General features: G+C 59.8%; 9 protein-coding genes. 3 read left to right on the top strand and 6 right to left on the bottom strand.

The window, feature by feature from the left end; all coding sequences use genetic code 11:
* Window positions 1-3: 3 nt before the first annotated feature.
* Window positions 4-1,023 (bottom strand): ABC transporter substrate-binding protein, encoded by a 1,020-nt coding sequence (locus Q0602_RS02160; protein ID WP_298838221.1) that lies wholly within the window; start codon window positions 1,021-1,023, stop codon window positions 4-6.
* Window positions 1,024-1,109: 86 nt separating this feature from the next.
* A complete protein-coding gene (locus Q0602_RS02155) occupies window positions 1,110-2,117 on the bottom strand; it encodes a LacI family DNA-binding transcriptional regulator (protein WP_298838218.1) in 1,008 nt (335 codons plus the stop codon).
* 506 nt (window positions 2,118-2,623) lie between these two features.
* On the opposite strand from Q0602_RS02155, the gene Q0602_RS02150 reads away from it, so the two are divergent.
* Window positions 2,624-7,360, top strand: a complete 4,737-nt coding sequence (locus Q0602_RS02150) for a hypothetical protein (RefSeq protein ID WP_298838215.1) — start codon at window positions 2,624-2,626, stop codon at window positions 7,358-7,360.
* Window positions 7,361-7,550: 190 nt separating this feature from the next.
* Here the strand turns inward: Q0602_RS02150 and Q0602_RS02145 are convergent, their stop codons facing one another.
* A complete protein-coding gene (locus Q0602_RS02145) occupies window positions 7,551-8,453 on the bottom strand; it encodes a LysR substrate-binding domain-containing protein (RefSeq protein ID WP_298838212.1) in 903 nt (300 codons plus the stop codon).
* Window positions 8,454-8,613: 160 nt separating this feature from the next.
* Here Q0602_RS02145 and Q0602_RS02140 point away from each other — a divergent pair, with 160 nt between their 5' ends.
* A complete protein-coding gene (locus tag Q0602_RS02140) occupies window positions 8,614-9,237 on the top strand; it encodes an NAD(P)H-dependent oxidoreductase (RefSeq protein WP_298838209.1) in 624 nt (207 codons plus the stop codon).
* Window positions 9,238-9,252: 15 nt separating this feature from the next.
* Here the strand turns inward: Q0602_RS02140 and Q0602_RS02135 are convergent, their stop codons facing one another.
* Together Q0602_RS02135 and Q0602_RS02130 are read right to left on the bottom strand one after the other, a co-directional pair.
* A complete protein-coding gene (locus Q0602_RS02135) occupies window positions 9,253-10,518 on the bottom strand; it encodes an MFS transporter (protein ID WP_298838206.1) in 1,266 nt (421 codons plus the stop codon).
* A gap of 120 nt (window positions 10,519-10,638) precedes the next feature.
* Window positions 10,639-12,222, bottom strand: a complete 1,584-nt coding sequence (locus tag Q0602_RS02130; RefSeq protein WP_298838203.1) for an alkaline phosphatase D family protein — start codon at window positions 12,220-12,222, stop codon at window positions 10,639-10,641.
* Window positions 12,223-12,473: 251 nt separating this feature from the next.
* Between Q0602_RS02130 and Q0602_RS02125 the strand changes: the two genes are divergently transcribed.
* Window positions 12,474-12,803 (top strand): GFA family protein, encoded by a 330-nt coding sequence (locus Q0602_RS02125; protein ID WP_298838200.1) that lies wholly within the window; start codon window positions 12,474-12,476, stop codon window positions 12,801-12,803.
* Between the two features lie 18 nt (window positions 12,804-12,821).
* Here Q0602_RS02125 and Q0602_RS02120 read toward each other — a convergent pair.
* Window positions 12,822-14,434 (bottom strand): OsmC domain/YcaO domain-containing protein (locus Q0602_RS02120; protein WP_298838197.1); only part of this gene is annotated, 1,613 nt, incomplete at its 5' end.

The following is a 14,434-nucleotide window of genomic DNA, read 5'->3' as shown; positions in this document are numbered from 1 at the left end:
TCGTCAATCCACCTCGTTGGCATAGCGCTGGGAGAAGGCGCGCTGCGCCGCCGCCATCCTGGCGTAGTCCACGGTTCCGGCGCGGGCGTAGTCGCTGTCCGGCAGGAACTTCGCCTGCGCTTCCGGCGACGCCGCGCCGGGGCGGACCGGGCGCAGATAAGCGTTGGCCCAGATCGCCTGGCCCTTGTCGGAGAGCACGTAGTCGAGCACCTTCTTGCCCGCTTCCGGGTGCGGGTCGTTGGCGACCAGACTCATCACGTAGGGCACGGTGACGGTGCCCTCCTGGGGGATCACGAACTGCACGTTGACCTTGTCGTCGTAGCGCGCCCGATAGGCGTTGAAGTCGTAGTCGAGCAGGATCGGAATCTCGCCGGAGAGCACGCGGGCGTAGGCGGTCTGCTTGGGCACGATGGGGTCGTTGGCCTGCAGCTTCCGGAACCACTCGATCGCCGGGGTGAAATCGTCCAGCGAGCCGCCCAGCGCCCCGTTGACCGCAACCGCGCCGACATAGCCCACGAACGCCGACGACGGATCGAGATAGCCGACCATGCCGCGATACTCGGGCTTGAGCAGGTCGTTCCAGGAGTGCGGTACCGGCGCGCCGTTGAGCGCATCGACGTTGACCATGAAGCCCAGCGTCCCGGAGTGGATGGCGAACCACTTGCCGTCGGGATCTTTCAGGCCGTCGGGTATCTCGTCCCAGTGGGCCGGCTTGTAGCCCTGCACCAGCCCCTGCTCGGCGGCCTGGATGCCGAAGGTCACGCCGTAATAGACGACATCGGCGACCGGGTTGTCCTTCTCGGCGGTGATCGAGGCCAGCGACTGACCGGAGTTCTTGTTGTCCTGCGGCACGTGGATGCCGGTATCCGCCTCGATGGCCTTCAACTGGGTGCCCCAGTCGGCCCACTCCGGCGGGCAGTTGTAGCAGATGGCGTTGTCGGCGGCCTGGGCCGATAGCGAACCGAGAGCCGCGACGGTGAATCCCAATGCCGTGACGGCGATACGAAGCGTCTGTTTCAACATGATGAACCGATCCTCTGGTTTGGCGATGCAGTGAGTGGGCGATGCGAGCTGAGTGACGATGCGGCGTCAATGACCATGCATTGGTGCTAATCGACCGGCAGGCGGGCGACGGTGCCGCCCCCGCACAGGCGATGGGGCAGGCGCACGGAGCGACTGCTTTCGCCGCCGAGCGCATTGAGCAGTTCATGGCAGGCCTGGCTGCCGATCTCGGTGCTGGGCTGGTGGACGCTGGCCAGCGACGGCACCATCAGCGCGCCGAAGGCCATGCCGTCGAAGCCGCAGACGGAGAGGTCGTCCGGCACGCGCAGACCCAGCGTCGCCAGTTCCGCGATCACCGAGGCGGCCAGCAGATCATTGGAGCAGAACAGCGCGGTGGGCGGCCTGGGCGAGGAGAGCAGGCTCCTCAGACGAGCTCGGTCCGCCGCGGTGTGCCGGGGCATCGAGACATGGGTCGGTACGGGCAGGCCCAGGCGGGCGGCGCGCTCCAGGACGCCGTCGAGACGCTTCGATGCCCGGTCGGAGGCGTCCAGCGGCCCACTGACCATGGCGAGCCGACGGTGACCGCTGGCGACCAGATGCTCGACCATGTCGCCGGCGGCGGCGCGATTGTCGACGCTGACGAACGGATGCCGATCGCTCTCGTTGTAGGCGAGCACGAATGGCAAGCCGCTGGCGGTGAGCTCGGCCAGCGTGGCGCTGCATGCCGGGTCGGCCACGGTCAGGATCATGCCTTCGACGCGGTGGTCGAGCAGGCTGCGCGCGGCCGCCCGCTCGCGTCGACTGTCGTACCCCGTGGTCGCCAGCATCACGCTGTAGCCCGCCTTCAATGCGCGCTCCTCGGCACCTTCGAAGCAGGCGGCAAAAACCGGGTTGGACATTGTCGGCAGCAGTAGCCCCAGCGTCCGGGTGCTGCCCGATCGCAGGCTGCTGCCCACCTTGCTGGGCCGAAAACCGAGCTGCCTGGCGGTAGCGAGTATCCGCTCGCGAGTGGCGTCGCTGAGCAGCTCCGGCCGGTTGAAGGCACGCGACACCGTGGCTGGGGAAACCCCGACCCGCTCGGCGATCTGGACCAGTGAGGGACGTGATGACGGCATGAGAGCGACTTCGCCTGCAACGATGAAAACGTTTGCAGTCTGGCGCTGATGCATGACGCTGCCATGACGCCGGGATGTCAATTGGATGACGTCGGACAGCTCGACGAGTTCGATATCAACCGTCTGTTTTTGAAGGTTAATTAACGATGGCCTTCAAACTGCTCCGGACCCGCTCGAGAGATTTCATGATCGAGCGCTCGAGTGATCCCAAAACAATCAGACACTACCTGTTTCTCGATTACACAGGACGACAACCAAAAGACAATACTCGTTGGCTGGCGGGATGATGTGGATAGGTAACATGAAAGTAGGGAAGTCGACATAAAAACTGCATGTCTTTGGACTGACTTTCATGACGTGTGCCTCTATGGCAGAGATGCCATCCGTGAGCTGATTTACAAAAAGGTGCCTGTTGGTGTGTAGGTTTTTTTGAAAAACCGTTATCAAAACAGCCGTGCCGATGACAGCGCTTATGATTCAGACAATGATTATCAGGAGTGAATCAAATGCCTATCGAATCAAGAGACAGCGAGCGTCGCTCGGATCCCTGGAGTGAAGCTCCTTCCGGCGGATTCGAACAACTGTTGACAGGAAGTTCTCGGCACGTAAAAGACCCTGTCCCCATCAACGGCCCTATTGGTCTGACTCTACCAACTCCCGAGCGAAGCGAGAAAGGCCAGGAGATGCTCGATAAGCTGGAAGGCGATGAATACGCCCCTTACATGGATGGCAAACCGTCACTAGTGACCATAGACGCGCCTATCTCGCAAGATGACATTGAATACGTCAGCGACGAGTATGTTGGCGGCGGCGGTGTCGTCCTCTCCTACTGGTTCGACATGCTCGAGGTCAGAACCAAGAGTGGTGACAAATTTCTGGTGCAGAAAGACATCACTCCCGAGCTCTACGAGCAGGTCGAATCGAAAATGGAGGGTGGCGATGCGGAAAGCCTCGATGACGAGTATGCATGGTCTAGCGCTGATGTCCCAAAGGATGACAAGAGTTGGCTCGACCGGAAAAAGAACCAGGGCTTCGAAGTCATTACCCCTGATTCCGAGGTTACCCTTCCTACCGGCCTGAATGACTTCGAGTACTCCGAATTCGGGGGTGGCAGTGATGACTTCCACTCCGGCGTTCAGATTACAGTCGATGATATCGATGCGTTTAGCACCGAGGGTGGAACCCTTATCTATAAAGACAGTGATGGCAAGCGCTACGCCGTTTCTGAGGAGTATACGCCTGAGGTCTATCAACAAATCAAGAATCTCAAAGATACCTGGGATGGAATCGAAGAAAAAGTCGACAGCGACGAGTATGAATTGCTCAACGGTAGCGATGACATTCCCGTGTTAAGTGGAGACGACGAAGTCGAGAACGTTACCGACGAGAAGGGTAAACTCGTCGAAGGCGTCAAGCTCATCCATAAAGACGGTGAAACGCTGGTAGTGCTCGAATCTAGAACTCCACAGCACTATGAAACCATCACGGACTATGCAGCAGACAAGCATCGCGGTGAAGCCGATGACCCCTTCCGGGACCGGGACCTGCCACTCGCGAGCGAAACGGACCTGATGGGGGCGGAAACTACGGTTGAAGAGGATGGAGAGTCCCTTTCCGTGGGTGATCTCTTCATGCAGAACCTGAAAGACAAAAGAGACGATACCGACGATAAAGAACTCAAGGATAAACTGGATAAGTACATCCGACTCATGGAGTTGAAGTCGGATCTAAAAAACGGTATTGAAATTCTTCCTTATCAGGTCGTGGACATTGCCGGTGGTGATAGATCGGACTACGCCGAAAGCACGCAAATGATGTCGGAGAGTGACGTTCGGGGCCTCGTTGATGAACAGGCTTTGAGCGAGGAGCTGGAAGGACTTCTCAGTGATGAGGATTTTGCTGAGCTCTCAGAAGAAATGATGTCGGACGCCACCGACAAGTTGAAGGATAAAGATGCACTCGTAGATAAAATCTACTCTTCGATGACCGGTGAGGAAGGGGATGAGTATCTTCTGGCAATAAAGGATCTGGACGATGATGGTTTGAAGCAGCAGGCCCAGAACCGAATGCATAACGATCTCAGTGTGTTGGCAACACTGGATCCGGAGAAAGCGGAAGAGGCTCAGAACCAGATTACCGCCAAGAGCCTGACGATGGACGTTGGCGGCGCCATGGACGAGATTGACGACGAATATGGTAGCGGGGATATTAGCGCGGAGAGTGAGGAGCGTGCAGAGCAGGTTGCCAGTGATCTCGTCAAACCGATGCTTACTGGCATTATCTACTCCAACTTTGGCCTCCAGGCGAGTACGCGCGTCTGGCAGGCGATCGATTCCCTGAAGGCTGGTGATGACGGAAAGCCGGCTGGCTTCGATAAGTTGACCGATAAGGAAAAGGAGCAGTTCAATAAAATAAAGATCGTCAAAGACGTTCTGACGGATGCTTTGAAGGAGGAAGCGCTGAAAGGGACGAAGGCCGGTAAGCTGGACTTCGGTGATATCAGCGATCGTGTCGATAATGCCGTAAGAGACGCAGGGCTTAAAGATTCAGGTAGGGTCACTAAAGAGCTAAAGTCGGGGTTTAAAACCTTCATTGATCGAGAAGCGACTTTTGCCATTGGCGGGCTGGTGGCGCTGGCAAATGCCATTTATCGACGTTCCGGAGACGATTTCGGTGATTCTCCCGAAGAGCGTATGGCTGTTGCGCGCGGAATACTCGTTTTCATTGGCTGTACACCGGGTACTCTGAATACGCTTGATTATATGGGTAATGGTTTCAAGTCGCTCTTCGGTCAAAAGGGTATGATTGAAGCGCTTGGCCTGGACAAGGAGCTATACGATACTTACAAGAAAAATACCGGTACGAAAGAAGAGTTCGTTCCTGACGAACGAGTGGAAGCTCGCCAGAAGATCGATAAGGGTTGGTCTGAGCTCTCGGCACTGATGGAGATAAAAGAAGACCTAAGTGATGAACAGAAAGAAAAGGTTCAGGATGCCGTCGATAAGATACAAGATGGTATTTCAGAAGAGAGAGCGCTGATTGAAAACGATCCTGATCTGACCGATGAGCAGAAGCAACAACAGCTCGATCGGAGGGATGACATTGACAAGCGTATGGACGAGGTTTCCGAAGACGTATCGAACGGAAAAGACACGGAGGCTCAAAAGGCGTTTACAGAAGCCGACGAGAGGAGGCAGCTTCACCTAAAGGCAATCGAACTCCATGATGATAGTTTGGTGAAGCAAGCGAAAGTCGAACAGATCCTTTCCGCAGCGGAGTTAAGAGGTGGGTTTAGCGAGTCTGAGAAGAGCCAGATGGACAGCCTTCTCAAAGATTTGAAGAAAGATAACTCCGAGCTTAGAGATCTCTACGAGAACGATTCAAATCTCAGCGATGCCGACCGGAAGTTCTTTCTTGATGGGATGGATGAAAAGTCAAAGCTTACCAATGAGCTTATCGACGATATCAACGCTGCCGATATTTCCTTCAAGAACAGTCAAGAGCTCTTTGACGATCTGCAAAATCAGACCACAAGCGACATCCGGGATCTTGACCCGCTGAGTGATACGGCTTCAAGAAGTAGCGGCGGTGGTGACCATGTCTACGATGGTTTCAACCAGGCGCTTGATAACGCCGGTGCCGCGGGGCGCGGTGACCAATTCGCCATGAGCGGGGCGCTGCCTCCGGGCACGCAAATACCGGAGGTCGAGAACATTGAAGGTATCAATGACGACGTCAGACGCACGTCGACACCGACCGATACCGACAAGGTCAATCTCTTTGGGCCGGCGCTCAAGGGAATCGGCTATATGACCAATTTCGGCGGTGGCATACTCGATGTCGCCGTGGCGGGTATGGGTCTGGATGCGGCGCTGAAAAATGGCGATGCGATGGATAAGGCCAATGCTTCTCTCGGCATCGTATCGGGAGCCGGATTCACGGCGGCCGGTGCCGCAGAGATCGCTGGGTCGACTATCAGTCCCGGGGCGCGTTTTGCCCCCTTGCGGGCACTGGGTGCGGTCTCTCGACTGGGCGTCGTGCCTGGGCTGAACGTGGTTGGCGTAGCAGTGGGAGCTGTTAGCCTCATTCTTGGCCTGGTTATCAGCCAGCAGAAAAATCGAGAAAAAGAGAAGGAGGTTCTCGGCGATTTTGAGGATCTCGATAGCTATGGCGTGATGGAGGATGACTGGGGAGAGAAACTCAATTTTCTGATTCACTCCGCCGCTGCATTTGAAGGTGAAGAAGGCGCGGGAGATGCACCGGAAAATATCTACTACGACGACGGATTTTATCAGGACAACAAGGAGATCATCGATTACATCGCTGACCATTGGGACAGAGATACCCCCGGCGACTACAAGATCGACGATGGGGAATCCGATGATGATAACGGTGATAGTGGTAGCGGTGGGCTTGGTGGACGGCTAGGGCTGTCTGACGACCCGGGATCCGGCATGCCAGAGTATAGTTGGACCTGGTCCGGCGCCGACGACCTGGTGAGCAAGAAAGATCTCGAGCGAGTCGTGAACAAGGAAATCGGCACCGAGATGGATCAGAAGGCCGCGCAATTCCTACTGGACAACGAGGAGTTTTTTGATCTGCTGGATACGTTTCATAATGGAGGAGATGCGGACAACAAAGCCAGTACCGCAGATATCGACTCTTGGCTTCAGTTTGTCGGCGAGCGTCCCGAAACCGACGATAATCCTATCTTTGAACGAAAAGAGCCGAGCCCGCTTTATGAGGAGTTCTTCTCCAAGGATGTGCCCGTGTGGGATGCCCAGCCGGAGCTCTACGAAGCCTTTACCGAAGAGGTCGCGGAAAATGGCAATATTCCAGAGAAATTTTTTGAAAATCACCTCGATGAAGTGGACTTGCAGGTTCACGGTGAAGAGTTCTTCGAAGATAACAAGGAAAAGATCAGTACTATTGCCGAGAATTGGAACGACTGGAATGGTGGGGACGATATTGTAAGCAAGAAAAATCTTGAGAAGATCAGAGACGATAGCGATCGATCTGATGCTGAAAGAGACGCGGCCAAGTTCCTTCTCGAGCATGAGGAGTTCTTCGATCTGCTCGACACATTCCACAAGCAGGACGATTCAGATAATAAAATCAGCAATGCCGATCTCGATAGCTGGTTCCAGATTATCGGGGAGCGCCCGATCACGGAAGATAATCCGGTGTTCGAGATCGAGGGTGATCCTCTAGACAGCTTGCTGACGGATCATAAGGGGCCGTAACAACGTTCAACCTGCTGCCGCCCAGGCTCCCTCGATCTAGAGATAAAATCTGTCGATATTGCCGTATCAGGAGATTCGTCGATGTCGTCGTCTCGGTATCGTGCACTAACAGCGCACGATATCGGGATGTCCTTATCATGAGTTCGTGGCGCGATTCATGAAGCGTTCGCTGACTTTATTGAATGGAAATTTAGATTCTTAAATACTTCTCCGGTAGCTTCTCGGCGAGAAAATCCATGAACAGCCGCGCACGTTGCGAGAGCGCAGTCTGGCGATAGTATACGACGTTGATGCGCTGGGTCCGGAACCGGGTTTGCTCGGGCAGCACGTCGACGAGAGCGCCGCTTCGGCGTGGGGCGAGGGTCATGTAGTCGGCGAGACAGGCGATACCTTCGCCGGCGAGGACGAGCTCCAGCAGCGTGGGGCCGCTGGACGCCGATAGCGAGGGTTTCACGTGAAACGGCTCGCCGCGGGCGTCGAGCAGCGGCCAGTCGTTGAGATGGTCGAGCTGGCTAAAGCCGAGCAGGCTGTGGTGCGCGAGATCGCCGACGCCGCGCGGCGCACCGTGACGCTTGAGATAATCCGGGCTGGCCAGAAGACGCAGTGGACTGTGGCCCAGCGGCCTGGCATGCAGTGAGGAGTCCTCGAGCTCGCCAATACGGATGGCGAGATCGACGCGCTGTTCCAGCAGGTCGATGAAGCGATCGTGGGTGTCGAGTTCCAGGGTGATGCCCGGAAATCGGTCGCGGAATTCGCCGACGATCGGCACGATCACGAACTGCATGAAGCTCGGCGCTGCATTGATGCGCAAGCGGCCGCGGGGACGGTCATGGCGGTTGGCGATCGCCTCCTCGGCGTTGTCGACGGCAGCAAGAATCGAACGGGCGTGCCCCAGGAACGTCTGTCCCTCCTCGGTCAGCTCCAGGCGTCGCGTCGTTCGTCTCAGTAGCGTCGTCTCGAGTTTCCGCTCCAGCCGGTTGAGCGCGCGGCTGACGCCAGAGACGGTCAAGCCGAGCCGTTCGGCGGCGGCGGTGATGGAGCCGCTGTCAACCACGGCGACAAAGGCTTGCTGCTCTTCCAGGGTGCTTTTCATCGTGTTGCCGCGTTACGAGATTTTGTTGATTTTAAATCAAAAGTGACTTGCCGGCCGGGTGGTTTATCCGAGGCAGTTTCTCGTCACAATGGCTTCCATTCCGCTGTGCTCGGTCATTGCCGAGTGCCGCCTAATCAGTATTGATGGAGAACCATTCGAGATGAAGATTCTGTTGATCAACGGTGGCAAGCCGTTCGCCCATTCCGGCGGTGAGCTCAACAATACCTTCCATGCCGTCGCCGTCGCGCAACTGGCGGAGCTGGGGCACGAGCTCCGCGAGACGGTGATCGAGCAAGGCTACGATATCGACGCCGAGGTGCAGAACTATCTGTGGGCGGATGTCATCGTCTACCAGATGCCGGGTTGGTGGATGGGCACGCCCTGGAGCGTGAAGCGCTACATCGATGAGGTCTTCACCGCCGGCCACGGCTCGCTCTATGCCAATGACGGCCGTTCGCGGCAGGACCCCTCCAAGCAGTACGGCAGCGGCGGCCTGCTTCAGGGCCGGTGCTACATGTTGTCGTTGACCTGGAACGCGCCGCGGGAAGCCTTCGACGAGCCGGGCAACTTCTTCGACGGCAAGGGCGTGGACGGTGTCTATTTCGCATTCCACAAGTCACAGGCCTTCGTCGGACTGGAAGGGTTGCCGACGTTCATCGCCAACGACGTGATGAAGATGCCGGACGTCGAGCGCCATACCGCTGAATATCGCCGTCATCTGCGGGAGCTTTTCACCGACGTTGCAATGTCGAACCGTGGCGTCCACCCGACCGTCACCGCCTGAAGCGCGTCGCCACGGCTAGGCGGTTGGGATGAAATTCACGTTGCCAACGGAAGCGTGCTCGGGGTCGTCAGGACGAGTCTCGCCGACGCCCAGCCGGTAGACAATGGGCGCGAGCACACCGAAGGCGGCCAGGAACAGGAAGTCACCGGCGTATCCGCTGGCTTCCACCACATAGCCCGCGACCAGGTTCGAACTCGCGGCCCCCATGGCGAACAGGGTGCCGAGTACGCCTACCGTGACGTTGTAACGCCCCGTTCCGTGGGTGAGATCGGCGGCCACGATCAGCCACAGTACGCCGAAGATACCGGCGCCGATGCCATCCAGCGCCTGCACCATCAAAAGCCATAGCGGGTCGTTGCTGACGGCATAGAGCGCGCCACGCAGTGGCAGTGCCAGTAACCCGATCATGAAAACCGGCAGGCGGCCCCAGCTTATTGCCCGTCGGCCGGCCCACCACGCGACGGGAATCATCACCAGCTGCGCGATCACGATGCAGGCAGACATGTACAGCGAGGCGGCATCGCGATCGCCGATGGTCAGATACTGACCGACCAGCGGCAGCATCGCGGCGTTGGCGAAATGAAAGAGCACCAAGGTCAGGCCCAGCATCACTATGCGGCGATGCCTCAGCACATCGATGATGCTGCCGCCGGTCAACGGTTTATCCTCGATTTTGCCGCGGGCGGCGTCGTGGTCGATGTCTGCCTCCCGGATCACGAGTACACTGATCAGACTGCCGAGCGCGAAGATCACCAGCGCATAGAACAGCCACTCGATACTCAGGAAGTGAGCCAGCGCGCCCGCCAGCAATGCCGACACCACGTTGCCGGCATGATTGAACACTTCGTTGCGTCCCTGGCGGTGCGGGAAGCGTCGATTGCCGACCATTCCCAGTGTCATTGCCGCCACCGCGGGCAGCAGGAAAGCCGCACTCACCCCCATCAGCGCCTGAAACATCACGATGGCCGGCAAATTGACGAACGCCGGCTGGGTCATCAGCACGCTGCAGATGGCGACGACGAGTGTCGCCACGGCCACCAGCGCCCGCTTGAAGCGCGTGATATCCAGCAACATGCCCGCCGGACTCTGCGCGAGCATCGTCGCGAAAGTCATCGCGGACATCGCCACGCCGATCTGTCCGGCGCTCCACTCGTGGCGAGTCAACAGATAGATGCCGAGAAACGGCCCCACACCATCGCGAACGTCGGCCAGGAAGAAGTTCAGACTATCCAGCCCGATTCGGCTACGCGCCGTGGGTTGGTACGCGGTTGTCTTTGCCATGATTTTCAATCTCGAGAGGCCGTCGGCCAGCTTAACGGATATCGCTCATCTCCCAGAATATTGCCTGCATCATGAACCCGGGCAAGCTGGTGTGACCTCGGCGCCGACCGCCAGCCGGCCTCAGGCGTTGGCGGAGCGGGGCTCGGGCTCCAGTACCTGGGTGTGCAGCGTCCTGCCATCGCTGTCTTTCAGCCGGACGGTCAGCGTCTCGCTCTCGGCGTCCAGATCGGCCTGGCCGAAGAACTGGTAGCCCGCCGAAGGCGGCAGGTTGGACTGGCCCTCCGGCGGGGCCTTGAAGAAGGTCACCTCCGGGCCGAAGGTGGCATCCATCTCGCTGGGGCCGAAGGTGCCGGCGTGGAGCGGTCCGCTGACGAACTCCCAGAACGGCTTGAACGCCTTGAAACTGGCGCGCTCCGGGGCGTAGTGGTGCGCGGCGGTGTAGTGAACGTCGGCGGTGAACCAGACCACGTTACGGATATCGTCGTCACGAATGGCCTGCAACAGCCGGGCGAGCTCCAGTTCCCGCCCGAGCGGCTGGCCGGGGTCATTGTTGGCGATCGCTTCGAACCGATCGCCGTCCGGTACCACCAGGCCGATGGGCATGTCGGCGGCGATGATCTTCCAGGTCGCGGTGGAGTCGTTCAGCGCTTGGCGCAGCCAGCGGAACTGGTTTTCGCCCAGGAACGCGGTGGCCGAGGACTCCTCGCCTTGCAGGTTGGCGCTGTTGGGGCCGCGATAGCTGCGCATGTCCAGCATGAAGACCTCCATCCCCGGCCCGTAGGAGAAACGGCGATAGATCCGCTGCGGGGCGGAAGTGGACATCCGGATCGGCATGTACTCGAGAAACGCCTGACGACCGCGGGCGGCGAGCAGCGCCACGTTCTTCTCCGTATAGAGATCGTTGTCGAGAATCTCCTGCGGATACCAGTTGTTGGTCGTTTCGTGATCGTCCCACTGGGCCAGCATCGGCACTTCGGCGGCGAAGCGGCGGAAGTTGGCGTCGAGGTGGTTGTAGGCGTGCTGGCCGCGATATTCGTCCAGCGTCTCGGCGACCTTCTGCTTGGCCGGCGTGACGATGTTGCGCCACACGCCGCCATCGGGGAGCTCGGTCTGCGCTTCCAGCGGCCCGTCGGCGTAGACCGTATCGCCGGAGTGGATGAAGAAATCCGGCCGAACCTGGCGCATCGTCTCCCAGGTGCGCATGCCACCGCGGGATTCATCGATGCCCCAGCCCTGGCCGACCACGTCACCGGACCAGACGAAGCGAATGTCTCTCGGTTGGGAGGGCGGCAGTTGCAGCCGTCCGACCACCGGCTCGCTCGCCGCGCGTGAATCGCCCAGTGCGGCGAATCGCACCCGGTAGTGAACGGTGTTCATGCCCTGCAGGCCGGTCGCGTCGATCTTGCCGGTCAGGTCGGTGCCGGGTAGCACATCGATCCAGGGCAACTGGCGCGCACCGCGGAACTCGGGGTTGTCGGCGACCTCGACCAGCATCCGCGACGGCATGCTCGCTCTTCCCCACAGCATGGCGCGGTCCGGCAGCACGTCGCCGCTCATCACGCCGCCTTCCACCGTCGGGCGTCGCCCCTCGGCCAGCACGATCGCCGGTGCGCCGAGGAGCCCGATTCCCGCCATACCGAGCCCGACGTGGCCGCTGGCGGCCAGGAAGTCGCGTCGCGTGAAGGGCTTTCGCTGTGTCGGCATGTCTCGTCTCCTCGAAGAGTGGTCGTCGATGAGCGGCAGGCTAGCGCCGCCCCGTGACGCTTGCATGAAGCGGAGACAGAGATATGTGAAGAGACGTAATCGTTTGACGATGGTGAAGATTGGCGTCGTGGCGCTATGCTGCAGAGAGCGGCGACGGAGCGCGGGAGCGCAAGGGGGGCTAGATCATCAAGCGCATCGGCAGTACCGATATTCAGCCACGCCACCGTGCAGTCTGTCACTGCGGTGCGGTGGTGCTCGAACTCGAACTACCCGATGGCGTGGTCGATCCGCGTCGCTGCAACTGCTCGATGTGTCGACGCCGCGGCGCGATCGTGGCGAGCGTGCCGCTGGCGGGACTGCGCATCGTCAGCGGAGGGGAAACCCTGCGCCGCTATCAGTTCAACACCATGACCGCACGGCACTATTTCTGCGGCAACTGCGGTATCTACACTCACCATCAGCGGCGTTCCAATCCGGACCAGTACGGCTACAACATCGCCTGTCTGGAAGGGGTCGATCCCTTCGACCTGCCCGGGCCGATTCCGGTCGGTGATGGCGTGAATCACCCGGCCGACCGGTGACGGCGGGGGCAGCGTCGATCAGCGCGCCTGGGCTGCCCGCCAGGCGTGCAGCTTGTGATAGCTCTCGAGCAGGCGCTGGTGGCGCTCGATGCCTTCGAGCTCCAGGCTGGTGGGCGTCAGTCCGGGGAAGCGCACCGAGCCCTCCACCGCGCCGATGGCGTCCGCCATCTTCGCCTCGCCGAACATGCGGGTCAGGTTGTGACGGTAGTCGTCGAGGTCGAGATCGTCGTCCAGGGCGATCTCGAGCACCGCCGACAGCGCCTGATAGAAGAGCCCGCGGTCGACGGTGTTGTCGTTGAACTGCAAAAACATCTGCGCGCCGTCCAGCGCGTCCTCGAGTCGGCCCAGCGCCAGCTGGATCAGCAGCTTCAATTCGGCGATGGTCAGCTCCGACCACACGGTGTTGTCGTCGAACTCGATCCCGATCAGGGTGACGATCTTCATCTGCTCGTCGAGCTCGCTCTCCTCCAGGCGGTCGAGCAGGGCGGCCAACTGCGCCTCATCCAAGGCGTGCAGGGCGAGAATATCCTCGCGAAAAGCCAGCGCCATGTTGGTGTTGTCCCACACCAGATCCTCGACCGGATAGACCTCGGAGTAGCCGGGCACCAGGATGCGGCACACCGGTGCGCCGAGATCCTCGAAGGTGGCGACGTAGGCCTCCAGCCCCTCTTCCTCGAGAATGGCGAACAGACTGGCGGCCTCCTCGTCGTTCGTGCCGGAGAAGTCCCACTCGACGAAGTCGACGTCCGCCGTGGCGCTGAAGAAGCGCCACGACACCACGCCGGAAGAGTCGATGAAGTGCTCGACGAAGTTGTTCGGTTCACTCACCGCCTGGGCGTTGAAGGTGGGGGGTGGCAGGTCGTTCATGCCTTCGAAGCTGCGCCCCTGCAGCAGCTCGGTGAGGCTGCGCTCGATGGCGACCGACAGGCTGGGGTGCGCGCCGAAGGAGGCGAACACGCCGCCGGTACGCGGGTTCATCAGGGTGACGCAAGCCACCGGGAAGCGTCCGCCGAGGGAGGCATCCTTGACCAGCACCGGGAAGCCCTGGGCTTCCAGCGCCTGCACGCCTTCGAGAATCGTCGGGTACTTCGCCAGCACCGCCTCGGGCACGTCCGGTAGCGCGATCTCCTGCTCGATGATCTGGCGCTTCACCGCCCGTTCGAAGATCTCGGAGAGACACTGCACCTGCGCTTCGGCGAGGGTGTTGCCCGCGCTCATGCCGTTGCTGAGATAGAGGTTCTCGATCAGGTTCGACGGGAACCACACCGTCTCGCCGTCCGAGTGGCGCTGGAACGGCAGCGAGACGATGCCGCGGTCGGTGCGTCCGGAGTTGGTGTCATACAGATGCGAGCCTCTGAGCTCGCCCTCCGGGTCGAAGATCGCCCGGCAGTGGTCGTCGAGAATCTCGCTGGGCAGCGCGTCGTTCGGCCCCGGCTGGAACCAGCGCTCGTTGGGGTAGTGGACGAACTCGCTGGCGGCGATCTCCGTGCCGAAGAACTGATCGTTGTAGAAGAAGTTGCAGGAGAGGCGCTCGATGAACTCGCCCAGTGCCGAGCAGAGCGCCGCTTCCTTGGTCGCGCCCTTGCCGTTGGTGAAGCACATCGGCGAGGCGGCGTCGCGAATGTGCAGCG

Origin of the sequence: uncultured Salinicola sp. (genome assembly GCF_937921195.1) — a bacterium.
Taxonomy (GTDB): Bacteria; Pseudomonadota; Gammaproteobacteria; order Pseudomonadales; family Halomonadaceae; genus Salinicola.
Note: the sequence above shows the minus strand (reverse complement) of the source record. Positions and strands in the feature narration are given on the sequence as shown.

Excerpts from the sequence above, each read along its gene's own strand:
- Q0602_RS02160 (WP_298838221.1), bottom strand. The coding sequence starts at position 1,023 with ATGTTGAAACAGACGCTTCGTATCGCCGTCACGGCATTGGGATTCACC.
- Q0602_RS02130 (WP_298838203.1), bottom strand. The coding sequence starts at position 12,222 with ATGCCGACACAGCGAAAGCCCTTCACGCGACGCGACTTCCTGGCCGCC.
- Q0602_RS02135 (WP_298838206.1), bottom strand. The coding sequence starts at position 10,518 with ATGGCAAAGACAACCGCGTACCAACCCACGGCGCGTAGCCGAATCGGG.
- Q0602_RS02145 (WP_298838212.1), bottom strand. The coding sequence starts at position 8,453 with ATGAAAAGCACCCTGGAAGAGCAGCAAGCCTTTGTCGCCGTGGTTGAC.
- Q0602_RS02140 (WP_298838209.1), top strand. The coding sequence starts at position 8,614 with ATGAAGATTCTGTTGATCAACGGTGGCAAGCCGTTCGCCCATTCCGGC.
- Q0602_RS02155 (WP_298838218.1), bottom strand. The coding sequence starts at position 2,117 with ATGCCGTCATCACGTCCCTCACTGGTCCAGATCGCCGAGCGGGTCGGG.
- Q0602_RS02150 (WP_298838215.1), top strand. The coding sequence starts at position 2,624 with ATGCCTATCGAATCAAGAGACAGCGAGCGTCGCTCGGATCCCTGGAGT.